General features: G+C 35.1%; 24 protein-coding genes and 1 pseudogene. 11 read left to right on the top strand and 14 right to left on the bottom strand.

The features are described from left to right. Nucleotides 1–22 precede the first annotated feature (22 nt). A complete protein-coding gene (locus ACLMCG_RS22595; protein ID WP_413961379.1) occupies nt 23–1,456 on the bottom strand; it encodes a helix-turn-helix transcriptional regulator in 1,434 nt (477 codons plus the stop codon). A 197-nt stretch (nt 1,457–1,653) separates the two neighbouring features. Here ACLMCG_RS22595 and ACLMCG_RS22590 point away from each other — a divergent pair, with 197 nt between their 5' ends. Both ACLMCG_RS22590 and ACLMCG_RS22585 read left to right on the top strand, forming a co-directional pair. Then, a complete protein-coding gene (locus ACLMCG_RS22590; RefSeq protein WP_413961378.1) occupies nt 1,654–1,890 on the top strand; it encodes a hypothetical protein in 237 nt (78 codons plus the stop codon). 234 nt (nt 1,891–2,124) lie between these two features. Beyond that, a complete protein-coding gene (locus ACLMCG_RS22585; protein WP_413961377.1) occupies nt 2,125–3,360 on the top strand; it encodes a PKD domain-containing protein in 1,236 nt (411 codons plus the stop codon). A 57-nt stretch (nt 3,361–3,417) separates the two neighbouring features. Here ACLMCG_RS22585 and ACLMCG_RS22580 read toward each other — a convergent pair whose 3' ends face one another. The 3 genes from ACLMCG_RS22580 to ACLMCG_RS22570 form a co-directional block, all read right to left on the bottom strand. Then, nucleotides 3,418–4,617 carry an alpha/beta hydrolase-fold protein gene (locus ACLMCG_RS22580; RefSeq protein WP_413961376.1) on the bottom strand — a complete coding sequence of 400 codons (1,200 nt, stop codon included), beginning with the start codon at nt 4,615–4,617 and terminating at the stop codon, nt 3,418–3,420. Nucleotides 4,618–4,809: 192 nt separating this feature from the next. Continuing rightward, nucleotides 4,810–5,976 (bottom strand): iron-containing alcohol dehydrogenase, encoded by a 1,167-nt coding sequence (locus ACLMCG_RS22575; RefSeq protein ID WP_413961375.1) that lies wholly within the window; start codon nt 5,974–5,976, stop codon nt 4,810–4,812. Nucleotides 5,977–6,042: 66 nt separating this feature from the next. Then, entirely contained in the window at nt 6,043–6,918 is an 876-nt protein-coding gene (locus tag ACLMCG_RS22570) for an AraC family transcriptional regulator (protein WP_413961374.1), read from the bottom strand. 312 nt (nt 6,919–7,230) lie between these two features. Here ACLMCG_RS22570 and ACLMCG_RS22565 point away from each other — a divergent pair, with 312 nt between their 5' ends. The 4 genes from ACLMCG_RS22565 (at nt 7,231) to ACLMCG_RS22550 (ending at nt 10,786) form a co-directional block, all read left to right on the top strand. Further along, nucleotides 7,231–7,818: a TetR/AcrR family transcriptional regulator gene (locus ACLMCG_RS22565; protein ID WP_413961373.1), complete on the top strand. Its 588-nt coding sequence runs from the start codon at nt 7,231–7,233 to the stop codon at nt 7,816–7,818. A 95-nt stretch (nt 7,819–7,913) separates the two neighbouring features. Next, entirely contained in the window at nt 7,914–8,720 is an 807-nt protein-coding gene (locus tag ACLMCG_RS22560) for an SDR family NAD(P)-dependent oxidoreductase (RefSeq protein ID WP_413961372.1), read from the top strand. Between the two features lie 263 nt (nt 8,721–8,983). Beyond that, complete coding sequence (locus ACLMCG_RS22555) at nt 8,984–10,282, top strand: epoxide hydrolase family protein (protein ID WP_413961371.1); 1,299 nt, start codon at nt 8,984–8,986, stop codon at nt 10,280–10,282. Between the two features lie 45 nt (nt 10,283–10,327). After that, nucleotides 10,328–10,786: an organic hydroperoxide resistance protein gene (locus ACLMCG_RS22550; protein WP_413961370.1), complete on the top strand. Its 459-nt coding sequence runs from the start codon at nt 10,328–10,330 to the stop codon at nt 10,784–10,786. A gap of 429 nt (nt 10,787–11,215) precedes the next feature. Here the strand turns inward: ACLMCG_RS22550 and ACLMCG_RS22545 are convergent, their stop codons facing one another. The 4 genes from ACLMCG_RS22545 to ACLMCG_RS22530 all read right to left on the bottom strand — a co-directional run bounded on the left by ACLMCG_RS22545 (nt 11,216) and on the right by ACLMCG_RS22530 (nt 13,450). Beyond that, nucleotides 11,216–11,548, bottom strand: coding sequence for a helix-turn-helix domain-containing protein (locus tag ACLMCG_RS22545; protein ID WP_413961369.1), 333 nt, complete (start codon nt 11,546–11,548; stop codon nt 11,216–11,218). Beyond that, the gene (locus ACLMCG_RS22540; RefSeq protein WP_413961368.1) at nt 11,524–11,943 is read right to left on the bottom strand and encodes a transposase; all 420 of its coding nucleotides are present in this window, start codon (nt 11,941–11,943) and stop codon (nt 11,524–11,526) included. The genes ACLMCG_RS22545 and ACLMCG_RS22540 overlap by 25 nt, the downstream gene beginning before the upstream one ends. A gap of 33 nt (nt 11,944–11,976) precedes the next feature. Then, nucleotides 11,977–12,447, bottom strand: coding sequence for a hypothetical protein (locus ACLMCG_RS22535; protein ID WP_413961367.1), 471 nt, complete (start codon nt 12,445–12,447; stop codon nt 11,977–11,979). A gap of 115 nt (nt 12,448–12,562) precedes the next feature. After that, the gene (locus tag ACLMCG_RS22530) at nt 12,563–13,450 is read right to left on the bottom strand and encodes a hypothetical protein (RefSeq protein ID WP_413961366.1); all 888 of its coding nucleotides are present in this window, start codon (nt 13,448–13,450) and stop codon (nt 12,563–12,565) included. Between the two features lie 399 nt (nt 13,451–13,849). Here ACLMCG_RS22530 and ACLMCG_RS22525 point away from each other — a divergent pair, with 399 nt between their 5' ends. Continuing rightward, nucleotides 13,850–16,801 (top strand): two-component regulator propeller domain-containing protein, encoded by a 2,952-nt coding sequence (locus ACLMCG_RS22525; RefSeq protein WP_413961365.1) that lies wholly within the window; start codon nt 13,850–13,852, stop codon nt 16,799–16,801. Further along, a complete protein-coding gene (locus ACLMCG_RS22520; protein WP_413961364.1) occupies nt 16,794–17,432 on the top strand; it encodes a response regulator in 639 nt (212 codons plus the stop codon). The genes ACLMCG_RS22525 and ACLMCG_RS22520 overlap by 8 nt, the downstream gene beginning before the upstream one ends. Nucleotides 17,433–17,534: 102 nt before the next feature. Here the strand turns inward: ACLMCG_RS22520 and ACLMCG_RS22515 are convergent, their stop codons facing one another. Next, the gene (locus ACLMCG_RS22515; protein ID WP_413961363.1) at nt 17,535–18,056 is read right to left on the bottom strand and encodes an ankyrin repeat domain-containing protein; all 522 of its coding nucleotides are present in this window, start codon (nt 18,054–18,056) and stop codon (nt 17,535–17,537) included. Nucleotides 18,057–18,061: 5 nt separating this feature from the next. Then, on the bottom strand, nt 18,062–19,585 hold the full coding sequence (locus ACLMCG_RS22510; RefSeq protein WP_413961362.1) for a catalase: 1,524 nt from the start codon (nt 19,583–19,585) through the stop codon (nt 18,062–18,064). Between the two features lie 286 nt (nt 19,586–19,871). On the opposite strand from ACLMCG_RS22510, the gene ACLMCG_RS22505 reads away from it, so the two are divergent. After that, the gene (locus ACLMCG_RS22505; protein ID WP_413961361.1) at nt 19,872–20,372 is read left to right on the top strand and encodes a TlpA family protein disulfide reductase; all 501 of its coding nucleotides are present in this window, start codon (nt 19,872–19,874) and stop codon (nt 20,370–20,372) included. A 503-nt stretch (nt 20,373–20,875) separates the two neighbouring features. Here ACLMCG_RS22505 and ACLMCG_RS22500 read toward each other — a convergent pair. From ACLMCG_RS22500 to ACLMCG_RS22490, 3 genes are all read right to left on the bottom strand, one after another. Then, a complete protein-coding gene (locus ACLMCG_RS22500) occupies nt 20,876–21,691 on the bottom strand; it encodes a ferritin-like domain-containing protein (RefSeq protein WP_223600974.1) in 816 nt (271 codons plus the stop codon). A 24-nt stretch (nt 21,692–21,715) separates the two neighbouring features. Next, nucleotides 21,716–22,426 (bottom strand): ferritin-like domain-containing protein, encoded by a 711-nt coding sequence (locus ACLMCG_RS22495; RefSeq protein WP_142718147.1) that lies wholly within the window; start codon nt 22,424–22,426, stop codon nt 21,716–21,718. Between the two features lie 77 nt (nt 22,427–22,503). Beyond that, nucleotides 22,504–23,073, bottom strand: a complete 570-nt coding sequence (locus tag ACLMCG_RS22490) for a fasciclin domain-containing protein (protein ID WP_142718148.1) — start codon at nt 23,071–23,073, stop codon at nt 22,504–22,506. A 377-nt stretch (nt 23,074–23,450) separates the two neighbouring features. On the opposite strand from ACLMCG_RS22490, the gene ACLMCG_RS22485 reads away from it, so the two are divergent. Further along, on the top strand, nt 23,451–24,020 hold the full coding sequence (locus tag ACLMCG_RS22485; protein ID WP_223600975.1) for an RNA polymerase sigma factor: 570 nt from the start codon (nt 23,451–23,453) through the stop codon (nt 24,018–24,020). Nucleotides 24,021–24,026: 6 nt separating this feature from the next. Further along, nucleotides 24,027–24,848 (top strand): anti-sigma factor domain-containing protein, encoded by an 822-nt coding sequence (locus tag ACLMCG_RS22480; RefSeq protein ID WP_413961360.1) that lies wholly within the window; start codon nt 24,027–24,029, stop codon nt 24,846–24,848. Between the two features lie 9 nt (nt 24,849–24,857). On the opposite strand, the pseudogene ACLMCG_RS22475 reads toward ACLMCG_RS22480, so the two are convergent. Further along, nucleotides 24,858–25,556: pseudogene (locus tag ACLMCG_RS22475) on the bottom strand (hypothetical protein); the annotation flags it as partial.

The raw sequence follows: 25,556 nt of genomic DNA, 5'->3' as shown, positions 1-25,556 counted from the left end.
TTATTTTGATATCTGTTATTCTTTATTTCAACAATCTGGAAAACCAGACATAAATGTCTGTATCACCAGGAATATTCAGTTTTTTTCTGATATTATATTTTTTGGTTTGTACGGTCCTCACTGAAGTAAATGTATATTCTGCGATTTCTTTTGTAGAGAAATTCAGGTATAAGTAAGCGCAAAATCGTATTTCTGTTATTTTTAAATCTGAAACAGTAAGGAGTTCATCAGAAAAACGGGGACAATATTCATGGAAACGGGTCATAAACTCAGGATTGTTTTCTTTGGCTAACTGTATCACTTCCTTAAAAATACTCTCCTGTACCGGTAACTGATGAGGCACATCAATTTTGTCCAGGTTTTTACTTTTATGTTTTCTATAGTAATACAGAAAAAGCAAGATAAAGAGAATACATGCCGCAATACTTATGGATAAGATGAAAAAGAGTCCTTTTGTTTCGTTCTTTATATTAGTATTTTCTAGTTCATTCTGTTTGTCTACATTATCATTCAGCGTTTGATTTTGTTCCCGGTTTACGGCCTTTATTTCCACCAGCCAGTTAGAATAGTAGCCAATACTATCTTTTTGACCAATACTCTTATATAAAGCATTAAGCTCATCTCCTACTGCAATTTGATAATTCTCACTTTTAAAGTAATTTTTCGCAATATTTTTGGAAATCCATAAATAGTGTTGGGCCTGTTCAACATTCTTAACTTCTCTAAAATATCTCCCCGCAAACAGAGAAGTAACATATTTCAAACCAATATCATCTACTTTTTTTTCATTCCGAATGGCTTCTTCAATATAGATCCTGGCAGAATCCAATTTATTAAGGTAAGTATATATTCCTCCCAGATATGCAGAGGTCTTGTAGCTGTTACATAACCTGTTTTTATCTATCCGGTAGCGGTTACCTTTATTTTCTCTGTAGATTTTTGAAAATGTATAGGCAATTTTGCTATACTTCAATGAGAGTTCCTTATCGGTCTCACGATATTTATCGGCATACTGCCTGTTGATCAGATAAATGAAATAAGCATTGCCCGTCTTCATTGCTTTATCATAGATTTCATCCAATTGCTTATAAGCAGCAACCCTTTCGCCTAATTTCTGATATAGAAAAGATTTTTGCATATGAAGGTAAAAGATGACTTCAAAGTCGGTATCTGAATTGATGAGATTTTCTTTTTCTACTTGATTGATATAATAAAAAGACTTCTTTGTATCATTCATTTTATCATAGATATTGGCAATCTTAAGATACCCTAATGCGACACAATCATTGTATGAGTCTTTTTTGCAAACCTTAATAAGGCTGTCAATCTTTTCTATTTCTTTGGGTCCGGCAGTCGAGAAGTCTATGTCAAACAGTACATTCTTCAATTCTTCTTCTGTATGTTGTGAATAGAAAAAGGAAGAAATTAAAAAGAATAAAACAGTTAGTTTTTTCATCATAACACGATCAAAATAAAAATACAATATTAATACTATATCATTGCCACATCAGCCGAAATACATACGTATCACATACATAATATACCGAAACAGCAAGAGAACATCACTTATAATACAAAATTAGCAATTACTTTTGAATACCCGAATATTATATTTATTCTCTAAAATCCATTGTTAAATGCCTAATTTTTAAAATGAGAAAAACTCTATTATCATTATTTGTGATATCAAGCTTCTGTCTTTCCAATGCCCAAAATTGGGAACCGGCTTCACAGAAAGTATCTGAAATCCGAAGAGAGGTGAAAAACCTGAAAGGTAAAGCTGATTACAAAATCTACAGTGCAGACGGAAGACTTGTTCAGGGAGAAAACTGGACGGCGAGAGAATCAATGTTACTTCGTTCATCAAAGGAATGTATGTCATTACCATAAAGATGATAATACAAAATTAATCAAGAAATAGTTGTAATTAGTGTACCGTGTACCTGCGGAAGATTATTATTGTCTGCGGGTACTTTTTTACAAGAATTACTATTCAAAAAGATAAAATGTATATCATCTATATTTTTAAAAAAATTTTTAATCATCGTTTGTATTGTGTACCTGCAAGATAAGTGGTTTTCTGCAGGTACTTTTTTTTAAATTACATTTCAAAAAAAATAATATATGATAAAAAAACTACTCTTTTTAATATGTATTGGATTTTCAATGTTATCATTCGCCCAATCCGATGAGGTTCTGTTTATAGGAAACAGTATCACGTACTTTAATGACATGCCTGAAATATTTAAAAATATAGCAGCTTCAAAAGGAAAAAATGTTTCCATAACAACACATACTCCGGGAGGAACCGGTTTTGTAAATCACGTTGATGATGCATCATTGTATCAGAAAATAAGATCTAAAAATTACAAATATGTTATCCTGCAGCCCGGAAGTGCTGAATCCCCAGGTTACTCCTTTCCTGTGGCTATTACCGCTGAACGCGGCCGCAAGATCAGGGATTCTATCCGAAAATACAGTCCGTGTTCTAAAATATTTCTCTATGAAATTCCTTATGGCGTCCCTTCTGCCAATGAATACAACACCTATTTTACTATTCAGCAAAAAATAAAGGATTCCATTACTAAGATGTCTAATCTAATGCAGGTGGAAATGGTTCCTGCCGGTGAATCTGCAAGGAATTATTACAATACTACTCAGGATCTTGCTCTTCACGGATCATACAATGACATTCATCCGGGACCGAAAGGAAGTTATCTTGTGGCAGCTTCTGTATATTCAGCAATTTTCCAGGATCATGTCTTTCCATCTACTTTTTATAACGGATTACCACAGAACACTGCCGAAAATTTTCAGCATATTGCGGATCAGGTTTTTTTCAATAATTCTGCACAATGGAACAGCAACGCATTCCATCTTCATGCAGATTTTACAGCAGTAATCAATGGAACAACGGTAAACTTCACCAATCATTCTGCCAATCAGACTTCAGTATTATGGAATTTTGGAGACGGCATTACAGATTCTTCCCTGAATCCTTTTCATCAGTATACTTCTCCAGGAAATTATACGGTTACCCTTACTGTCAATAAAAATTCCTGCTTAGAAACCTTTACGAAAATAATCAGTATTGCTTCGCTCGGAACGATGAATTCTAACATAAAGCCCGAGCTTACATTTTATCCCAATCCTGTTACAGACTTTTGTTGTATCAGCAGTAAAGAAAAAATGAAAGACGTTATTATTTATGATATGGCGCAAAGAAAAATTGCCGATTGGAAAAACCTTCATGTTCATGATATGAAAATAGATTTTTCAACATATAGTAAAGGAGCTTACGTAATCAGTATTCTTTATGAAAATAAGCAGAAAGAAAGCATTAAGATTATCATTAAATAACTAAAAAAGAGCAGAAACACCAAAAGTTTCTGCTTTTTAATGCAAAGTCAGGGAAGATTATTTCCTTTTCAATTCCTGCAAAATCTTCACAGCATTATCGTTTTGTGGATTTAACTGAACTGACTTTTCATAATTTTCAATAGCCAGTCTATTGTTACCGCTTTTCATATAAGCTTCTCCTAAACTATCATATGCATTAGCAGACTTGGGATTTTCCTTCACATTTTCTGTGAAAATTTCTATTGCATGCTGAAAATCCCCATTATTTAACCTTTGGTATCCTGAATCATTGATAAAATCTTCATCAGGAACAATAGTATATCCAAATTCCCTGGAAAGAAAATCATAATGTGTTTTAATATCAGAAAATGATCGTATTGCAGAGGAATCTCTTGGATTAATAAACCATTTTGAATAGATAAACCTAAGCCCGTCATACATACTTTGGTATCCAATTGAAAAATGATCTTCATTCATGTAGGTTTTAAAATCCCATTTTAAAGACTTTGGCGCATATTTTTTAAGCTGTTCATGCAAAGTATTTAAAGGTTCTCTCCCATCAGGCTCATCGCCTATAGAAAGCTGCAGATAGCTGACCTTGTTATTGTTATTGTTATTGTTATTGTTATTGTTATTCAATGCATCAGGAAACTGTTTTAGTATTTCTGAATTTCCATCGTATATTGCAGGACTGATAATGATATATGACTGAAAAAGTTCAGGGTCTTCTTTTTTACAGTAAAGCGCAAACAAACCTCCCAGTGAGTGACCTTCCAGAATATAATAGGGAGCAACCCGAAAATTATTCTTTATAAACGGAATAGCTTCCGTTTTCAGAAAGTTCAGAAATTTTTTTGCGCCTCCGGTGGTACTCAGGCTATTGTCGACTTTGCCATGAAATGTAACTGAATGTATAGGAGTAAAATCTCTTACCCGATCCGTATTTACAATTCCTACCACAATTGATTTAGGAATTCTGTAACGGTCAGAAAGAAATTTTTCCAGTTCGCTTACGTAAGCAAAATTCAGGTCCGGATCCAACAGATAAATCACTGGATATATCCGATCACTTTCAGTATAATCAGACGGAAGATTAATCCATAATGTCCTGTTTTCATCTAGTATTTCAGAGTGAATAATCTTTTTCAATTGTGTTCTTACAGGAAGATTCTCCTGTGCACTTAACAATTGAATCTGAATCAGACCGCATATTGTTAAAAGAAAAACTCTACTTATTATAAACACTTTCAAGTTCATGGTTCCTGGATTTACTCAATTACAATATCATATTGATTAACAATATAATAAAACTAATATACGGCAAATTACTTACAAGTAAGCAGTGATATTTTTTTCTAACATTAAATAAAAAGAGAACTCAAATTGAGCTCTCTTTTTACTATATCATTACTACCACTAGGGTATCACAATATTATTGAATGATAAAGACTATCCTGCAACAACTTCTTCTGCATACACAACACCTTCATAACAAGCATTGTATATAGCTTTCAGTTCTTCCAAAACAGGAACTCTCGGGTTGAAGCCTGTGCAAGGATCTGCCAAAGCATTAGCTGCAATATAATCAAGGTTTTTATCCCAATCTTCTCTTGAAATTCCGAAATCTTTGATCGCTGACTGATTGTTGACTTCGGAACGTAATGTTTCAATAGCCTGAGCCAGTTCTTCAGTAGTTTCTTTTCCGATTACTCTCGCCAGATCTGGATAGCGTTCTGTAGCCAGGGCATTGTAACGGATCACATTCGGAAGAAAAATAGCGTTTGAAGCTCCATGAGGAATTCCATACAAGGCTCCTACCTGATGAGACAAAGAGTGTACAATTCCCAGCCATGCATTGTTGAAGGCTAAACCAGCCATAAATGATGCATCATGCATATTCTGACGAGCCTGGATATTCCCCGGATTTTCTACTGCTTCTTTTAAATTATCAAAAACAATCTCTAAACCACCTTTAGACAAGGCATCAGCAATATTATTATCAATATTTGAGACATAAGCTTCCACACAGTGTGTTAAAGCATCAAGTCCTGTATTGGACGTCACGTGAGCTGGCATTGAAGCACATATTTCTCCATCAATAATCGCGATATCCGGTGTCAATTCGTAAGAAACAACAGGATATTTCACTCCTTTTTCTCTATCGGTAATTACCGCAAGACCAGTAGTTTCAGTTCCAGTTCCACTTGTAGAAGGAATAGCGATAAATTTAGCTTTATTTCTCAGAACCGGTACTGTGAAAGGTTTAATCAAAGCATCAAATTCCACTTCAGGATATTCGTAAAATACCCACATGATTTTTGCAGCATCAATTGCTGAACATCCTCCTAAACCGATAATCCAGTCAGGTTGAAATGTATTCATTACCTCTGCACCTTTCAGACATGTTGCTGATGAAGGATCTTCTTCTACCCCTTCAAAAATCTGTGTTTCGATTCCTGCTTCATTAAGGTACGCTACCGCTTTGTCAAGAGTTCCGCTTTTTCTCATGGAACTTCCACCTGTTACAATAACGGCTTTTTTTCCCTGAATATTTTTTAATTCGTCAAGACTTCCCTCACCATGGAAGACTTCGCCTGCAATAAATAATTTGCTCATTTTCTTATCTGATTTTAATAAGACAAAATTAGACAAGCCCTCACAAGCCCTGTTATACAAACGGGACTATGCGTTATACATTTGCGCCAATTCCTGCTGAAGTTCGGTGGGAGTTTCTTTGAGTTTTGCTTTTACAAATTTATTAAGAGCAGAAGGAGAATTAAAACCAAGATCGAAAGCAATTTCTTTATGGGAAAGATCGGAAAACATCAGCTGTCGTTTAATTTCCGTTAAAATGCGGTTGTGTATTGCCTGAATGGCGGTCTCTCCGCAATGTTTTTTAGTAATAGAGTTTAACTTTTTAGTCGTAATAGCCAATTCTTCTGCATAATACTGAACGGTTCTGTATTGTTTGTAATGCTCATTCAACAGCTTTTTAAACTTTACATAGACAGGCTGGTCCGTTGTTTTTTCATGTAAAACAGGATGTAAACCGTGAATGGACTCAATAAGCCCAAGAAGAATAATTTTGATATAAAATCTTGCCTGTTCTTTCTTTATAAGGGTTGGCTGTTCATAAATTTCTTGAATGATTGAAATGTTGTGTATGCTTTGTTCAAAATCCTCACGGGAAAGTATTGTGCAGTTGAGCTGTGTAGAAAGATTGACATTATAAGTACTCAGCTCATTCTTCAGAATATCCGAACAAAACAGAATTTCCTCAAACAGAATAATTTTCCCGATCAGATCTTCACTTGACTGCGCAACACAATGTACCTGCTCCGGAAATATCACAGAGATTTTTCCTGCTTTTATCCAATGAACCTTATCTTCAATATAAATCTGAAGTTTTCCCTGTTCTACAATAAAAATGCAAAAGTGATCCTTTTTATGGGGTTTTGCATAGTGATCCAAATGATCGTTATTCAAATCAAAAACCCGGAAAGACAGATTTTTATCTTCCTGCTTCTGAATATTTTTTTTGATCTCCAGTTTCTTCATAATTCCTTTTACCAAGGCAAATTTATGATTAAAAAAAAGATATAAACCATTATCAGCAATGATAAAATAACGAGTGCAACAATTTTTGAAGTATCATAAGACCTTACATCAAAAAACAGTTTTTCCATTTTGAAATCGTATTCCGGCTCAATTTAATATTCTCAAGTGAAATTTTATTTTGCTGGCGAGTTTATAAAAAAAAATTAAAACACTGACTTACAGTATTTTAAAAACAGACAGCAAAAAAAAGTTAAAAAGACTTTGTTTTTATGACCAATCGGTCATATATTTGCATCATTATTTAAACTCATCATGGCAAAAGGGGAAGAAACCAGACAGTTCATTATAGAAAAAGCAGCACCTATTTTTAATACAAAAGGGATTGCAGCTACTTCTATGAGTGATATTATGGAAGCGACCAAGTTGTCTAAAGGCAGTATGTATGTTCATTTTGAAAATAAGGACGTTCTTGCCTGCGCTGCCGTTGAACATAATATGAAACTATTAACTGACGGACTTCAAAGAGTTTTGAGTGGCCATAAAACTGCTGAAGAACAATTATTAGCTTATATTGATTTTTTTAGTGATCCCAATCATCCCCCGGTTGTTGGAGGCTGTCCTCTATTAAATTTTGGAATGGAAGCTGATGACACCAATCCTATAGTCAAAGAAAAGGTAAACCGTGCGATTAAACAGGGACAGAAATTACTTACCGGTATTATCGAGAAGGGAATTGCCAATAAAGAATTCAGAGCAGACTGGAGCCCGTCGGATTTTGCAACCGTTCTTTTTGCCATGCTTGAAGGAGGTCACTTAATGTCGAGAATGTCTGGTAACAATGACAGAATGGAGGTTATCGGAAACAGCCTGAAAAAAATGATTGAGGAAAACAGAGTGTAATTTTTTTTATCAAAAACATGACCGATCGGTCATATAAATTTAATATAAAACTTTATAAAAAGTATAATCATAACAATTAATTAAAAAACAAAACAATGTTAAAAACAGTTTTAATTACAGGAGCATCAAAAGGTTTCGGAAAAGCATGGGCAGAAGCATTTTTAGCAAAAGGATATAACGTGGCAGCAACAGCCAGAAACGTTGAAACCCTTAATGATTTAAAAGATAAGTATGGAGATTCTGTATTGCCTTTAACCTTAGATGTAGACAAGCGGGAAGAATCTTTGGCTGTAGCTCAGAAAGTACAACAGCACTTTGGAAGCATTGATATCCTGATCAATAATGCAGGATATGCATTAACGGGAGCTATTGAAGAAACGAATGAGCAGGAAGCCAGAGCACAATTTGAAACGAATTTCTTTGGAACTCTGTGGCTGACACAGGCAGTACTTCCTATCATGAGAGATCAGAAAAATGGTCATATTATTCAGGTCTCTTCTATTCTGGGATTAGCCACTTTACCAACGATGGGACTATACAATGCTTCTAAATTCGCATTAGAAGGGTTAAGTGAAACGTTAGCTACGGAAGTAAAAGAATTCGGAATTCATGTTACTTTGGTAGAACCTAATGGCTATGCTTCCAATATCTGGCATACAGGAATTAATACTCAAAGCAATCCTGTTTATGATGGTCTTAAAAAAGCTTTTTCTGAAGCTGAAACCTCTTTCGGAAGTGTAGAAGCTACAGCACCGGCACTTATCAAATTAGCGGAAACTGAAAATCCTCCATTGCGTTTATTACTTGGAAAAGTAGCTCTTCCTTTTGTAAAACAGAATTATGAACAACGACTAAAAGTCTGGGAAGAATGGAATGAGGTATCCGTAGAAGCTCACGGATAATTTTCACAACAATACTATCATAAAATAAGCTCCGTCTTTAAAAGAACGGAGCTTATTTTTTATCCTTTTTTGGATTGAAAACCCCAGTTAATTTACTCAGATTTACTGTTCCATATCTCATTTTCCTGTTCACCTCCTGCAATGTCTATTTCGCTGCAAAATATGGCTGTTTGAACATATTATCCGTTTACCACCCGCTTTTCAGCACCTAATTTTGTCTCATCAAAAAGAAAAACAGATTTAAAAATTAAAACAATAAAGCAATGAAAACAACAATTTCAACCATCCTGTTAGCAGCAACTTTTATTCTAAGTACTCCTTCAATTTTAAAAGCGCAAGCTAATAATCCCCAGACGACTTCGTCAAAATCTGACACAAGTATCCGTCCTTTTCACATCAATATTCCACAATCTCAGCTGGATGAGCTCAAAAGAAGAATTTCAGAGACGCGTTTTCCTGATAAAGAGACAGTAAAAGATGCTTCTCAGGGAATTCAGCTCGCTCAGTTACAAGAACTGATTACCTATTGGGGGAATGGTTATGACTGGCGAAAAGTGGAAAATAAATTGAATGCCCTTCCGCAATTTGTAACAAATATTGATGGTCTTGATATTCAGTTCATTCATGTTCGTTCAAAAGAGTCTAATGCAATGCCCGTGATCCTTACTCATGGCTGGCCGGGTTCTCCTTTAGAATTTATTGATGCCATAGATCCTCTGACCGATCCTGTAAAGTATGGAGGAAAAGCAAGTGATGCTTTTGATGTGATTATTCCAGCGATTCCCGGGTATGGTTTTTCAGAAATCCCTACTGAATTGGGCTGGAATCCGGACCGTGTTGCCCGCGCCTGGGACGTACTGATGAAAAGACTTGGTTACAAAAAATATGTTTCTGAAGGTGGAGACCATGGTTCTGTAATATCTGATGCCTTGGCAAAGCAAGCTCCTTCCGGCCTTTTGGGAATTCATCTTACCATGCCGGCTACTATTCCTGCTGAACTTGTAAAACCCATCAATGCAGGTGATCCTGCTCCTTCCGGACTTTCCGCTCCAGAAACACAGGCATATAATGCGATGAGTACTTTCTTTGGAAGAAATGCAGCGTATGGAGGAATGATGGTAACACGTCCACAGACGACAGGATATTTACTTTCCGATTCTCCAACTGCATTAGCAGCATTCCTTTACGAGAAGATTGCTGAATGGAGTGAAAGTGACCTGCATCCTGAAAATGTAATCGGCCGTGATGCAATATTGGATGATATTACACTTTACTGGCTTACCAACACAGGAGCATCATCTTCGCGTTTCTATTGGGAAAACAATAAAAATAACTTCAGCGCTGATGCACAGAAAACAAAAGATATTAAAGTTCCTGTAGCGATCTCTGTATTTCCTCACGAGATTTATCAGGCTCCGGAAAGCTGGTCAAAACGTGCCTACCCTACCTTATATTATTATCATAAAGCGCCAAAAGGAGGACATTTTGCAGCCTGGGAGCAGCCACAGGTCTTTACGGAAGAACTCAGAGCTGCTTTCAAAGATCTAAGAAAAAAACTTTAATAACAGATCAAATCAACAATATTGTTCAATCTAAATAATAAAAATATGGAATTAAATACCATTCAGGAAGTAGAAAATACAACAGTAGTAAACATTAATAAAGTGTTGTATTCCGGTAACGTTGTAGTAACCGGAGGACGTAACGGAGAAGCTAAAAGCAGTGACGGAAAACTGAACATTGAGTTGACGTCTCCCGGTACCAAAGGAAACGGAACGAATCCGGAACAGTTATTAGCAGCAGGATGGTCGGCATGTTTTATCGGAGCGATGCATCTGGGTGCTGTTAAAATGAGAATTACGCTTCCTTCGGACCTGTCTGTCAATGCCTCAATAGATCTGGCGACCAATGAAGACGGATTTTTCCTACAGGCTCATTTACAGATCATTTTACCGGGTCTCCCCGTAGATGAAGCCAGAAAAGTTGTGGAAACAGCACATGCGACATGTCCTTATTCAAAAGCAACCCGTGGAAATATCAATGTGAAGATAGATGTTGTAGTGTAGTTATCAGAATGTTCTTATAGCGTTTTGATTGAAGATCTTCCTTGCTTTTTGGTAAGGAAGGTTTTTTATTTTTAATTAAAAAGAAAATATTTAAAACAGAAATGAAATACCTAGAAAGAAAATGATCTCTCTAGATATTTCATCCTTAGTCTTTAGAACCGATAATAATTAAATGCAATCAGGGATTTAATTTTAATCTTTAGTGTGTCTCCAAAGGTCTGATAATTAAGAAAAAAGACAAAACAGATCTTGTAAACATTCTAAGCATATTATGTAAAAAGAAATCTCAGGTATTGTAAATAAAATACGACTCAATATTATCATAAAAAAGAGCATACCTGCAGTCAGATATACTCTAAAACTTAGAAAAAAACAAAATTATAAACAACATTGCTTTAGTGGAAAATGTGTTCTTCTCTTTATATTAAATTATATTAAAAATGTACGTTTCCATTTAGTCACCGTATTTCGGCTCAGCTTAAAATGACTGGCCAATTGGGTGTTATTTAATCTGTGTGCTTTTTGATAGTGGAGGATTTCGAAAATAGCCTGTTTATCATAGGATTTAAATTTCTGGCTTTCGGATGATCCATCAAAAAAAATAATATTATTAATTTTCAACACATCGGATACAGACAGCGTGTCCTTAGATAAAAACCCTTTGACAAATTCTCTTTTATCAGGACATTTTGCTTCTATAAAATCATGATAAATCTGTTTATAATTGGGTCCGATATTTATGATCTGTATTTGCTTATCCATTTATTGAGCGTTGATTTTGGAATTCTGTATTGAGTCATAATTTCTAAAGTCGTCATCTGCTTATTCTCCAGGAGTTCCAGCATAAAATCTATAATCTCCTTGGTATATAAATTTTTCCTGAATTGAGGCAGCTGGGACTGTTTCTCTTTTTTATTGGGGCTTGAAGCGGGAGCATATAAAATCAAATGATTAGAGTACAGCCGGAAAAAATCATATTCAAGCAGTTTACACCACTTTAAAAGTATATCTGCACCTACAGACTTCTGAGAATACATTTCTGTAACTTCCTTTTCTGTTTTCTGCAGAAATTTACAGATTCTGTTTATTTCTACTTCTTTTTCTTTTACTCTTTTATACAGCAGATCTCCGATATGAATATCTTTTAAATTTTCCATCCTATATTAATTTATTTACTGTTCAAAACACCATTATCTCCTGTCGGAAATAAGCTCATCATCTTTCATAGTCATATTTTTCGTAATATCTTTGAAAAGTAAATTCACCTGATTTTCATTGCAAAAGGTAATATCAATGTCCATTCTTAAAACCTTTTCCGAAGAACCTGAGAACAGAATAACCAGATATTTTTTTAAAATGCCTTCCTTGATTTCAATATTTAAGATTTTTCTGTGCGGCATTTCAAAACGAGGTTTTTTACATCTTGAAAGCCATTGATAACTTTTTATGGAAAGGATTTCCCCCGAGTTTTCATATTCGAATATAAATCTGTTTTTTAATTTCCCATATAGCAATACCAAGAGAGTAATAAAAACAAACAACATTGAAAGTAAATGATAATCAAAGAACCTAAGCGTAATAATAGTTCCAAAAAGCAATACAATTACCACGAGCAAAAAAATCATATGATTCATTACTTTTTTCTTATTGTTTATTTTCATTGAACTCTCAAATTGTGAAGATTGCTATGTTAATATATTGTTTTCTATAAAAAGTAATCTGAATTCAAATGGCGGAATATTGCTACTCCGCTCATTCTAAAATGTAATTAAAAATTTAATTCTTGTAAAAACTATATCCTGTAGACTGTACTCCCCAGTTTTGTAAAAAAGCAGTATCGGTAATGTTAGCACGGGAAGATAAGTTTTCAATTCCGTATAGTAATTCTACTTTGTATTCAGAATCCGGATCAATACTAATCCCTGTTCCATCACCTACACTGTAATTGGCATAAAGAAAATATCTGTAATTGGCATTGGTAGCACCTCCTGTAGCATATGGATTACCTGAGCTGTCTAAATTTGCTGCGTCAAAGAAATACGGTGAAATCTGCGATGTCTGCATTACCACAGTTACGGTATTTTGTTCCGTCCAATCGTTAACTCCAGGTCCTGTTTTTTTATAAAGTCTTGCGTATGCTCTACTATTGAACAATACAGGAACTTTAATCTTTCCTGTTCCACCTTCAATGGAAGTTTGAGAAAACGGACCTAAATCAGCGTAATTCATCTCAAACCATAATCCCCAGGATACAGTACCTCTTCGTATAGAGCTTGCAGGAAATTTCAACCCAATTGTAGAATTGGGAACTACCCAGCAATTACTGGCGTCAATCTGAGGAGAACCTCCGTTTTGAGCATTATTTCTTATCGAAGTCAAAGCTACATTCCTGGAATCATTCTGTCTGATATTACTATCCAAATTATATACAATAAAATCGTTGGGATTTACCGGCTTGAATATTCCAATATTTCCGTTTGCATCAGCAACCACAGGAGTTCCTCCGGGAATTATAGGTAGTGTACGGGTACGTAATTCTCCATTGATATCTAATGTTTTTGTAGGAGAAGTCGTATTGATTCCTACATTTCCGGTTTGTCCAGATACGGTAATGGATAGTCCAAGCATTACCACTGCTAAGGATGTAATTTTTCTATTTTTCATAACCTTTGGTTTATTTTTTTCTGACATTCATTTGCTTATTGACTACCTGAATTTTAACAGAGGAGATCTAAGTCTCCCCTGTATAAACCACCTTGAAATTTCACTTAAAATACGTGGGAACATATTTAACATTCATTGTTAAATCAGGTAATAAATTGTTGGGACAAAGATCAGATAACCTGTACGGCTGGTAAAATAATTATTGTAAAAATAGATAGCCATGATTGTAATTTTAAATTTAATACTGTGTAGTTTAAAAATGACATTGTATACTTTTGCTGGCCATTAATTTTTCATAACTTTATAATAATAATTCACTATTTCTATTAAAAACACAAACATAATTTCCTACCCATAATGATGTCCTGCAAAACCCATATATTTTTTCTATTATTCTGTGTGCAACTCTGTTATAGTCAGGAGATAGCTTCTGTATGGTATGATACAGACAACGGGCTTCCGCAGAATAGTGTGAAGGATATTACCAAAGACAAATATGGATTTATCTGGCTGAGTACAGAGAACGGACTTGTGCGTTACGACGGATATAATTTTGTAACCTTTAATCATCTTAATCTTAAAAATAACAGGTTCACCATCTTTTTTGGACATGCGGAAAAAGACTCTATTTATAATTTAACGGCATACAATGAGAATACCATTTTACTCTCCAAAAGAAATGTAAATGTTTTACAGAAACAGACCAGCTGCATCCGAAAAGTATTGAGTGAAAGCAGATCACATTCCATTTTTTTTAAAAACAGTTTATCAGAAGAGGTAGAACATTTAAAATATTTTATTTATTTTGACAAAAACAACTACTATCACCTTGCCAACGATGGGACTATTCAGTATAAACACCAAAACATAGCCCCCATCAAAGGACTGCATCAGAACTATATACTGGATACATTCTGTTTTGGACAAAACATTTTTATCACCTCCAGGAAGTTAAAAAAGATCATTAAAATATTCTCCGGAAAAGTAACTTATCTGGACGCCCCTGATGTATTTTTTCAAAAGAATGCTAAAATATACTGGAGTCAGATCAACAATCAGTCCTTCATCATTCATAATCACGTTTTATATAAAGTACTGTATGATCACAATGAGATCAATGTAAAAAAAATTGCAACTTATGATCTGAATAAAAACTCTTTATCTTCCATTTACCACGATGAGAGCAATAATAAGCTCTATCTGGGAACCTTATCTGACGGTCTGAATGTCATTAAATTCAACAACTTCCATGTTGTCAACAAATCCGACAGATCTCATGATAATATTTTTTATTCCCCGCTGCCTTTCGGAAAGGATAAAGTAATCACCTCATCAGGAGACGTTTATAACGAAAACGGATTGCTAAAACAATATCATTTCAATACCACCAGCAGATATTTTTTATTGTGTGATAACAAAAAAAACATCATTGTTCAAAAAGATCAGTCTTTGCTGCGCTATCTCAGAGACATCGATTATTCGAAAAAAGAACAGCTGAATTTCGGGAAAACAGTTTCTTACGTTTGGAATATCAAAGATTATTATGTGGTAGTATTTCATCAGCCTTCGCTAAGATCTCAACTGGTTTTTTATAAGGATGCCAGCTTCAAAAAGTCTTTTTTGCAATTTTCCGTCTTCAATATTGTAACCTCTGTGCAGGAATATGGTCGGAATAAATGGCTTATAGGGACCAGAGATGCCTTATATTCCATAGAAGCACCCTATTTTACACCTAAAAAAATATCTTCAAAACCGTTGAATGTAAGGGAAATTGTAAAAACCCATGATGGTAACTTTTGGATTATGACCCAGGGAAACGGTTTTTTCCTTTACAAAAACAAAGAATTAATCAGAATGCCTGACGACAAGGACGGCTACCTTTTATTTTCGCATACGATTCTGGAAGATAAAAAAGGATTTTTCTGGATCAGCACCAACAACGGACTGTTCCAGGTGCTGAAAAACAATCTTCTGAACTATTCCAGAGATAAAAAATCTCCTGTATATTATTACAGGTACAGTAAAGAAGACGGATTCAATACGAATGAGTTCAACGGAGGGTGTTCTCCAAGTGCGGCAGTGCTTCAAAATGGAAGCTTTGTGCTGCCTTCTATAAAAGGACTGGTATTTTTTAATCCTAACAAGATCAGAAGTTATTATCCGAAGAATTTCTTTATAGAACGTGTGGTATTTTATGATTCGAAAAGCAGTATAAAAGAGAATACCATCAATCTGGAAAACAATTTTTATAAAGCTTTAATCCTAGTAGATGTACCTTATTATGCCAACCGGGTAAACCTTGTAATTGAAGCCAAACTGAAAGGTTCTAAAAATGAGAAATGGGAAAAAGTAAACAGCGACGGGAAATACTACATCACCAATCTGGAGCCCGGAAAATATCAGCTTATCGTAAGAGTATTAGCCTCTCCAAAAGGAAAATACATTTACAAAACATTAAATATTGATGTAAAATATCTGTTCTATCAAACATTACTTTTTAAGTTTTTCATCATTTTAATTGTATCACTCATCTTATTAAAGCTAGTCAAGCTACGGATAAGAAGACAGGAACTGAAAAAAAGAGAACTGGAAAAAATCATTGAAATAAGAACGCAGAAATTATTAAAAACTGTTTCAAAACTGGAGTATACAAAGGAACAGCTCCGAAAAGAAAGTGTTCAGCAGAAAAAATTACTGGAGACGATAAGCCATGACATTATCACTCCTATCAAATATCTGTCTATTGCGGCAAAGAAATTGTATGAAACAGATGAGCACGATCATTATATACAAAAAAAGCATTTTGAAAGCTTTTATAAATCTTCTATAGAGTTCTACAACTTTGTAAAAACCCTGAAAGAATACGCCGAGATTTATAACATTTCCGAAAAAAAGGAAACTTATAATATTTACGAAGTTATTGAATCCAAAAAAACTCTTTTTGAAGGAGCTGCCAGAGAACAAAATACGAAAATCATTAATCATGTTAAAAACCCTACTTACTCCCAGATCAATCAGAATGTAGTAGCGGTAATTATTCATAATTTAATAGATAATGCGATAAAAAACACAACAAACGGAACCATAGAACTGTCCACCATTGAAGATGACAGCATCTTTTTTCTGGAAGTAAGAGATACAGGAAAAGGAATGAGTATGGAACAGATGAAGTATTATGAAAAGCTTCAGAATAATATTGAAAATGAAAAACTCATTTTACAAAAGTACAGTCTGGGGCTGCATCTTATTCTTCAATTACTCATGATGATCAACGGTAAAATAGACTTTAAAAACAATACTCCACATGGAACAATAGTATCAATTAAAATAAAAAAACAAAAATATGGATAGAAAAATTATTATTGCGGATGATCATTTTGTGGTGAGATTGGGAACCACCCTTATTTTGGAATCCCACTACAAAGATGTGAAGATTTCTTACGCGGAATCTTATACAGATTTGACAGATCAGTTACTCATTGAGAAATTCGACTTATTGATCCTGGATATCAATATGCCGGAGAGTAAATATCTGAGCATGATTGGTGAAGTAAAAAAAATACAGCCGGATCTTAAAATTCTTGTATTTTCAGTGTATGACAATGATATTGCAGTACAGTATATCATTGAAGGGGCAGATGGATACATTAATAAATTATGTGATGAAAACAATATCCTGGAAGCAGTGGAAAGCATCTTTGAAACAGGAACTTATTATTCTCCGGATATTGTTAAAAAGCTGGTCTCTTCCGCTAAAAAAGACACTCCTGTCAACCCGATAGAAGCTTTATCCGAAAGAGAAAAGGAAATATTTGATTTATTAATAAAAGGATACGGTAATATTGAGATCTCGAATGAACTGAACCTGCACCTTTCAACAGTAAGCACCTACAAAGCAAGGGTCTACAAAAAACTGAACATCAAAAACACAGTAGATCTTGTACGGTTAGGAGATAAAAATAAGGCACACAAATACAAATAATCACTCGTATTTTAATAAACACTAAGATGTAATACCCAAACAAAATGCCCAATATCAGATTGATATTAGGCATTTTTATTTTTAATCAGCAAATCAATTGTATTATCTGATTACTGACTGTCTTTGAAGCAATTTTACAGCTTCTTCATTATTCTGCATCAGAGCATGCTGCAGAGCGGTGTTTCCTCTGTTATCCTTTATATTCTTATCAGCCCCTTTTTCTAAGAGTACTTTCAGGATTTCTGTTCTGCCAAAAACTGTGGCATAGATCAGGGCTGTTGCATCATTGTAATTTCTGGCATTTATATCCGCTTTAAAGGAAATGAGTAATGAAACCATTTCTTTGTATCCTTTAAAAGCAGCACCCATTAATGCTGTATTACCACTTTGATCCTGCAGATCAGGTTTAGCTCCGTTTTCAAGCAGCCATTGGGCAGTTTTGTAATGATTATGATATACAGCTAAAATTAAGGGAGTATAGCCTTCTGTGTTTTTAGAATCAATATCTTTTTTAAATTGAGACAAGGCTTCTGCATTACCTGTCTTTGCATACGAAAAGATGTCTTGTGCGCTCATTCTGCCAATCGTAAAAAACAGAATGAAAGCGGAAATAAAATATTTCATTATTCTTATTTTGAAGATAATAAAGATTCCAGCTGCTGGCGGTCCATTTTAACATATTGTGCCAAACGTTTTCCATATTCTGAATCTGCCTGATAAAAGTAAGAGATCATTTTAGCCACTACTTTTTTATTGGTAACGCTGTTCAAAGCATCTCCAAGGTTTTTAATCAGGTTATCCTGATCCTTTTTAGAGAAAGACCTGTATAGTTCTCCGGCCTGTTTAAAGTTATTTTCCTTATCTATTTTCGCCTGTACAGATGATGTACCTGCAGGGAAAACAGTCTGAGAATATTTGAATTTTTTGTTATCGGTCACTTCCGGTTTACCTGCAGAAGGCTGGTAATTGACTTCACCACTTTGAGGTCTCACAGACATGTACCCGTTTTGATTATATGTTGTCACTTCATTCTTTGATGCATTAACTGGCAATTGCTGGAAGTTCCCTCCAATCCTGTGTCTCTGCGTATCAAAATAAGAGAACAGTCTTCCCTGTAGCAGTTTATCTTCTGACGGCTCAATTCCCGGCACAAGAGTTCCGGGAGAAAAAGCAGCCTGCTCTACCTGCTGAAAATAGTTCGTCGGATTCTGATTAAGAGTCATAGTTCCTGCTTTTACCGGTTTTGCAATAGATTCCGGCCAAATTTTGGTCACATCTACCGGATTGAAATCAAGCTTTTCAAAGTCCTCTTTCTTCAGCATCTGTACGTACAAATCCCATTTCGGAAAGTTTTTATTCTGAATAGCATTGTACAAATCTCTCGTAGCATGTTCTATCTGTGTAGATTGAATTTTATTGGCTTCTTCCTGGGTAAGATTCTTTTCGCCTTGCTGAGGAACCCATTTATACTTCACATAGGTTACTTCTCCTTTTGCATTGACCCATTTGAAAGCATGTACTCCATTTCCCTGCATTTCCCTATAGTTGGCAGGGATTCCGTAATCTGAAAATAACCAGGTCAGCATGTGTGTAGCTTCCGGAATATTAGCCATAAAATCAAAAACTCTGTTATTATCAGAAGCGTTATTGGTAACCGGAGAGGGTTTAAAAGCATGAACCATATCAGGAAATTTCATGGCATCCCTGATGAAGAATACTGGTAGATTATTACCCACTAAATCATAATTTCCCTGATCAGTATAAAATTTAACCGCAAATCCTCTCGGATCTCTGAAAGTTTCCGGAGATCCCTGCTGATGCACCACTGTAGAAAACCTTACCAATACGGGCGTTTTCTTTCCTGCTTTTGATAAAAAATCAGCCATGGTAACCTCTGAAAAATCAGCATCTGCAACAAATTCACCAATGGCTCCGGCCCCTCTCGCATGTACTACTCTTTCAGGAATTCTTTCTCTGTCGAAAGCTGCCAATTTCTCAATTAAATGAATATCTTCCAGTAAAACCGGTCCGTTATTTCCTACCGTTTTAGAATTTTGGTTATCCCCTACAGGACTTCCCGTATTAGTTGTCAGTTGTTGAGAATACAGTGTAGACGTGATAAGAATCCCGGCTAAAAGCACATTTTTTTTCATAATTTTCTTATTTATTGTGGGGCAAATATAGACCGTTGATGTCCTGAATCCTTCTCAATAAATTCAATTCTAAAAATTTACAAAATCTATCGAATTAAATAAATTCAATAGATTTAATCTACTTTATTATAAAAAAAATAAGACTTATAAAATGATAATCAAATCTGATCTGTGACAATTTAATTTGCTATTCCTGTAGTTTAATATCTACAATTTAGATCATTTATCAGAGTAAAGAATTACCTAGTTTTGCAAAAAAAAACAAATGATAAAAAAAATAATACTAATGATAATTATTCCGGCAACAGTTATTTTTCTGGGATTAAAATTCATCAAAATAAGTACTGTTGATCCTCCTATAGTCAATCAGCTTAAAACAAAATTCTCCAGAAAGATTGAAGACAGCCATTTCCAAAAAGAATATCTGAATAAAGGCGGAATCGTTGTGGTAAATGTTTGGGCCACATGGTGTAAACCCTGTATCCAGGAAATTCCTACTTTCAAAAAAATAAGTAAAGAGAATCCAAACATAAAGTTTGTTTTTTTATCTATTGATGAGGACCCTGAAAAATTAAAAACTTTTCTCGCTAAGAATACAATAAATGATATTACCCTTCAGAATATGGAATATATGGATGCCATCAAAACCTTTTTAGGTGGAAATGGCCTGTTGGGATATAGTGCCATCCCATTAACTTTTATCATAAAAGACGGAAAAGTAATTGATAAAAATGTAGGCAGTATAGATTACACGGAGTTTACCACTCAGCTGAAAAGACTACAATAAAACTCATCCTTTAATCTAAAAATATAACATTTCATATTAACTCACCGCTGGAAACCTGAGGATTACGGATGTTAAACAGTGGTTATATAAGATAGGCGTACAGCTTATCTTTTTTTAAGATTTATCTACAATTAAAAATATCTTATTTTTTTGAGATGCTTCCGGTCGGCAAACATTGAGACTTTTCATAATTTTTTTTAAAAAAACAGAAAAAAATAATTCAAAATAATGGGACTTTGAATCTTTTTTCAATACATTTGCGGCTTGATTATCTCATTAATTTGAGTTTCATGGTTATTAGTTTTTATCCCCAGGACTTACTGGGGATTTTTTATTTAAACCAATACCTGCCCAACTTTGTTCCATCAGTACTTCAAAGATCTTATTAAGGAAAACCAATTTCTTACATTAAAACACTTATTTTCAATTCGATAGAATATAAAAAAATCCATTTCCGGAAAATTCCGGAAATGGACACCACTTTATCATCATCCAAATCACAACTAAACTATGAACAGGGAAGCAATAGTTTGTGCATCGCTGCCACTTAATATTTCATCATAAGCCGCAGAACCGGCTGCCGCTCCAAATAAAGTTCCTGTATTATAACCTGCCTGGTTTACATTGTCTTCTCCGGCATACACAGGATTGGTTGCGGATGGCATACTTCCTCCGTCTGCAAGCTCAATCCACCCTTTATTAGCTCTCATTCTTCTTACCTGTGAAGCATGTCTGGCTTCAACAGAGTGAATCTGTAATGCTGCCTGAAGCACCACTTTATTGGACATTACATTTCCCGCCTGCCCTTTATAAGCTCTTACTCCCGTATCTTCAAAAGCCTGGGCAAGAATAAGAAACTGGCTATAATCTGTAAAAGGTGAAAAATTTCCACTGGCTGTAAAGTCAAAGGTTGGCTTACTTCCAGGTGTTGTTCCCAGAGAAGTCAGTGTACTTTTCAGAAAACTGACGTGTGCTGATTCATGTTTTGAGATCTGCATAAAAACAGTTCTGTCTCCGGTGGGAATCAATCCTGGTGTGGATAGTCCTATGCTGTAATATTCATTTTCAAGATATTCCAGAACCAATGCCAATTGTAAGGCATCGGTCAGGGTACTTTTTAAAGCATAGCCTGTTAAATTCGTTTTCGTAGTTTCCGCTTTGGCAGAAGTAGCCATTAAAGTTCCCAATCCAAGCGGTACAGCTGCAGTAGCTGCCTTTTTCCCGAATAATGACATATTCGTGATGGTTTCCAGTCTTGATGCTTCCGTTGTGAAAAATTTATCATAAGAAAGCTTATCCAGTAATCTAAGAATATTCATAATGTAATTTTTAAAGGTGAATGATTAATTAATGCCTCTTTCCTTCCAGGTAAAAGGTGTTTTGATAAAAGCTCCGGCAGCCATTACAATATCTTTAGGCTCTTTTGCAAGGTCAAGTCCGTTGGCATCTATCACATCATCTCCCGAAAAATCAGCAGATCCCGGATTGATCAGATTTCTGATGGCAGAAGCATGTCTGGCTTCCACCGAAACTATTTTGCCGGCAATTACCAGATAAGCAGGATTGGAAATATATTTTCCGGCTCCATTATAAGCTGCCACACCAGTGTCTTCCAGTGCTTTTGCTGTAGCTAAAACTGAATTACGGTCATTAAAATTCACATTCGGATACTGAAACTCCAGTTTGGGAAGCACATGGTCTGTAGCACCACTGATGGCTGCTTTAAAGAAATCCCTGTGAATTACTTCATGATGGTAGAGGTCTGTAAAAACCTGTTTTTCAATACTGGAAATTCCCGTATAGAAATTGTTTACCACTTTGGTATAGAAATCTGCTTCCAGCTGTTCGAGTGCGTAGGCGTAATTTAATACTCCTACATCACCTGTTCCCAAATCATATTTGGATTCCTCCATGATCTGAAAATCATCATTGTCATCACAGCCAATTATAGTAAGGCCTGCGATGGCTAATCCTACTCCACTTAATTTTAAAAAGTTTCTTCTGCTGGTATCAAGGGTAGCACCCTGATTAGAAACCTGAATTGTCTTTTTCATACTATTATTTTTTTAGTGTTAGGATAAAAGAAGAAAAACAGCATACTGAAATATGCTGTCTGAAATCTTATAAATTGTTATGGCATTAAAACCGTATCTATTACATGAATTACCCCGTTAGACTGGTTCACGTCTGCAATAGTCACTTTAGCACTGTTTCCTTTTGCATCTTTTATGTAAAGGTCTTTTCCTTTAGTCCAGAAAGTAAGGTCTTCTCCCTGCACCGTTTTCATCATGCTTTTTCCGTTACCGGCTTTTACAGCAGCCCAGATTTCTTTTGCACTGTATTTTCCCGGCAAAACATGGTAAGTCAAAATGCTGGTAAGCGTAGCTTTGTTTTCAGGTTTTACAAGATTTTCCACTGTTCCTTTCGGAAGTTTTGCAAAGGCAGCATCTGTGGGTGCCAATACAGTAAAAGGTCCTGCTCCCTGTAATGTTTCTACCAGGCCGGCAGCTTTCACTGCGGCAACAAGTGTTTTGTGATCTTTGGAGTTGACTGCGTTTTCAATAATATTTTTGGATGGATACATGGCAGCTCCTCCTACCATTACTGTTTTTTCTTTCATCATTTGTGCCGTTACCTTCCCGCTAAAAGCAAATGATAAAGCAACCATTGCTAAAACTGTGATTTTCGATTGTGTGTTCATTACGTTATTTTTTAATTAATTATAAATAATTGTGTGTTTAATGTCATTTACGAGGCTGGTTTTATTTTAGATTGAAAAAAAATGAAATTATTTTTAACAAACTGATTTACAGTTAATTATTTTTCATTCAGAATAAATTAAACATATAAAACTTATTTCAAATCGGTTTCTTATAGATTTTCAGACGATAAGAATTTTCAATTAAAAAAACAGCTCTTTCCTTTTCTAGAAATGAGTGAGCAAAGCAATACTAAAGACAAGTACAGCGCTTGAAACAAGACTTTCATATTGAATATTTTTTAGTGATTTCTTAAAAATCATGTACGAAATAAAAGATAGATTGTATTTTATTGACTATATGTTTTATTTTGTTACATTTGAACAGAAAAATAAAAGCTATTAAAACAACCTATTCGGAAGAGGAACTTATCGTTTTATTAAAAGAAAAAAACGAAACCGGTTTTCATTATCTGTATGACCACTATTCCGGTGCGCTGTACGGAATCATTCTCCGAATTGTTCAGTCTAAAGAATACACTGAAGAAGTGATTCAGGATGTTTTTGTTAAAATATGGAACTCTATCCATCAGTACGACGCTTCCAAAGGGAGGTTTTACACCTGGATCATCAATATTGCAAGGAATACGGCTATTGATTATTTAAAATCCAAAGGATTCCAGAATGAGCTTAAAAACCAACCACTTCCGGATTTCGTATATAATACTACAGAACTTTCAACGGTTAATAATTCATCCGACTATATCGGATTTACCAATGTGCTTGAAGGGCTGGAAACGGACAAGCAGGAACTCATTGATCTTGCTTACTATCAGGGATATACCCAGCATGAAATCTCCGAAAAGCTGAAGATACCGCTGGGAACCGTGAAAACGAAAATGCGTAATGCACTGATGAAATTAAGAGATTTGCTAAAAGATTATCAATAAAATAAATTGAACACAAAAGAATACATATCATCCGGAATTATAGAATCTTATATTCTTGGCCATGCTTCTCCTGAGGAAGCGGGGATTTTGGAGTGTGTGATGAAGAATAATGCTGAAGTAAAAGCAGCTTTTGAAGAAGCGCAAAAGACTTTGGAACATCTTGCTACCGCTCAGGCTGTAACACCTCCAAGCGATTTGAAATCTAAGATCTGGAATAAAATTCAGCAGGAACAGACTGTTGAAGAGGTAATTCCGTCTGTTTCTACTAATATTCATGAAACAAAAGATCACAGAGAAGCTACAGAAAGAGTAATTATTAAGGAAAATACACAATGGAAAACCTATGCAATAGCGGCTTCGGTATTATTCCTGATCAGTGTTGCGGGCAATTTATTCTGGATGAATAGCCAATCGTCCAATAAAAAGGAAATCGCTTTACTGGCTGCAGAAAAGCAAGCCCAGGATCAGGCAATGAAAAAAATGAACCGTAAGATTGATATGTTCTCCAATCCTGATATGCAGATGGTCATGCTGAAGGGAGTTGAAAAACATCCGGATTCCAAAGCAATGGTGTTCTGGGATAAGAAAACAAAAGAAGTCTATCTGAATGCAGAAAAACTTCCTAAAGCTCCTGCAGGAATGCAATATCAGCTTTGGGCCATCGAAGACGGGCAGCCTGTAAGTGCAGGAATGTACACCGAAGATAAGGACAGCAGAATTGCATTGGCCAATATATCCAATGCTCAGGCTTTTGCCATTACCCTTGAAAAAGAAGGCGGAAGTAAAGTGCCTACCATGGAGAATATGTTTGTGATGGGTGAAATTTAAAATACTTCATCAATTCCCAAAGTTCACAAAATGAGGAACATCTGTTGCAAAATTATTCATTGGTAACAGATTATTTCTATTGCTGTTAAAATCAAAAACGGAGTTATTATCAAACGGAACCCGTGGATAATACATGAAAGAAATCTGGATTCTGTTGAAAACCAGGTACGGATTATTAATCAATACCCCAATACCAATTTTTGTATTTGCTTTTGTTTTCAATAGCTTATCATCAGGCATTCCCAGCCATCCCACTGCAGTGGTTAAGTAAGGACTGAAGTGGAAATTCTTCCAAGTTTTATTAATAAACAATTGAAACTGATACCTTAAAACCAGTTTTTTAGTCCCGATATAATCTGAATTGTAAACTGGAAATTCATCTGTGGAAGAAAGATTGATCCTGTCTTTATAAGAATAGTTATGCTGTGGATTCCCTAAAGCTATCGTCGGAGAAAAAAAATGTCTTGCTTTGGCAAATTTCCAATCCATAAGATTCGTAAAGTATGTTCCATCCACGCGGAAAGACTCGCGATTTTGGTTGTCTTCATTAAAAAAACGTCCAAACTGCCCTTTTACAGTAAAGTATCCCAACTTTGTAAAAGTACCATAAGAAGCAGAGATTCCTACATAAGGGTTCACTTCTTTATTTCTTGATAAACCTCCTGCAATAATGTTCACAGAATTACCATACGCAACATCTTCAGGCAA

This window comes from Chryseobacterium sp. S90 (assembly GCF_047444895.1).
GTDB lineage: Bacteria > Bacteroidota > Bacteroidia > Flavobacteriales > Weeksellaceae > Chryseobacterium.
This window is presented reverse-complemented; position numbering and strand designations above follow the sequence as displayed.

Bases quoted from the DNA above. Each gene is read 5' to 3' on its own strand.
- ACLMCG_RS22555 (WP_413961371.1), top strand. From the start codon at position 8,984: ATGAAAACAACAATTTCAACCATCCTGTTAGCAGCAACTTTTATTCTA.
- ACLMCG_RS22560 (WP_413961372.1), top strand. From the start codon at position 7,914: ATGTTAAAAACAGTTTTAATTACAGGAGCATCAAAAGGTTTCGGAAAA.
- ACLMCG_RS22495 (WP_142718147.1), bottom strand. From the start codon at position 22,426: ATGAAAAAGACAATTCAGGTTTCTAATCAGGGTGCTACCCTTGATACC.
- ACLMCG_RS22590 (WP_413961378.1), top strand. From the start codon at position 1,654: ATGAGAAAAACTCTATTATCATTATTTGTGATATCAAGCTTCTGTCTT.
- ACLMCG_RS22585 (WP_413961377.1), top strand. From the start codon at position 2,125: ATGATAAAAAAACTACTCTTTTTAATATGTATTGGATTTTCAATGTTA.
- ACLMCG_RS22515 (WP_413961363.1), bottom strand. From the start codon at position 18,056: ATGAAATATTTTATTTCCGCTTTCATTCTGTTTTTTACGATTGGCAGA.
- ACLMCG_RS22550 (WP_413961370.1), top strand. From the start codon at position 10,328: ATGGAATTAAATACCATTCAGGAAGTAGAAAATACAACAGTAGTAAAC.
- ACLMCG_RS22575 (WP_413961375.1), bottom strand. From the start codon at position 5,976: ATGAGCAAATTATTTATTGCAGGCGAAGTCTTCCATGGTGAGGGAAGT.
- ACLMCG_RS22540 (WP_413961368.1), bottom strand. From the start codon at position 11,943: ATGGAAAATTTAAAAGATATTCATATCGGAGATCTGCTGTATAAAAGA.
- ACLMCG_RS22500 (WP_223600974.1), bottom strand. From the start codon at position 21,691: ATGAATATTCTTAGATTACTGGATAAGCTTTCTTATGATAAATTTTTC.
- ACLMCG_RS22580 (WP_413961376.1), bottom strand. From the start codon at position 4,617: ATGAACTTGAAAGTGTTTATAATAAGTAGAGTTTTTCTTTTAACAATA.
- ACLMCG_RS22595 (WP_413961379.1), bottom strand. From the start codon at position 1,456: ATGAAAAAACTAACTGTTTTATTCTTTTTAATTTCTTCCTTTTTCTAT.
- ACLMCG_RS22505 (WP_413961361.1), top strand. From the start codon at position 19,872: ATGATAATTATTCCGGCAACAGTTATTTTTCTGGGATTAAAATTCATC.
- ACLMCG_RS22530 (WP_413961366.1), bottom strand. From the start codon at position 13,450: ATGAAAAATAGAAAAATTACATCCTTAGCAGTGGTAATGCTTGGACTA.
- ACLMCG_RS22535 (WP_413961367.1), bottom strand. From the start codon at position 12,447: ATGAAAATAAACAATAAGAAAAAAGTAATGAATCATATGATTTTTTTG.
- ACLMCG_RS22520 (WP_413961364.1), top strand. From the start codon at position 16,794: ATGGATAGAAAAATTATTATTGCGGATGATCATTTTGTGGTGAGATTG.
- ACLMCG_RS22545 (WP_413961369.1), bottom strand. From the start codon at position 11,548: ATGGATAAGCAAATACAGATCATAAATATCGGACCCAATTATAAACAG.
- ACLMCG_RS22490 (WP_142718148.1), bottom strand. From the start codon at position 23,073: ATGAACACACAATCGAAAATCACAGTTTTAGCAATGGTTGCTTTATCA.
- ACLMCG_RS22570 (WP_413961374.1), bottom strand. From the start codon at position 6,918: ATGAAGAAACTGGAGATCAAAAAAAATATTCAGAAGCAGGAAGATAAA.
- ACLMCG_RS22565 (WP_413961373.1), top strand. From the start codon at position 7,231: ATGGCAAAAGGGGAAGAAACCAGACAGTTCATTATAGAAAAAGCAGCA.
- ACLMCG_RS22510 (WP_413961362.1), bottom strand. From the start codon at position 19,585: ATGAAAAAAAATGTGCTTTTAGCCGGGATTCTTATCACGTCTACACTG.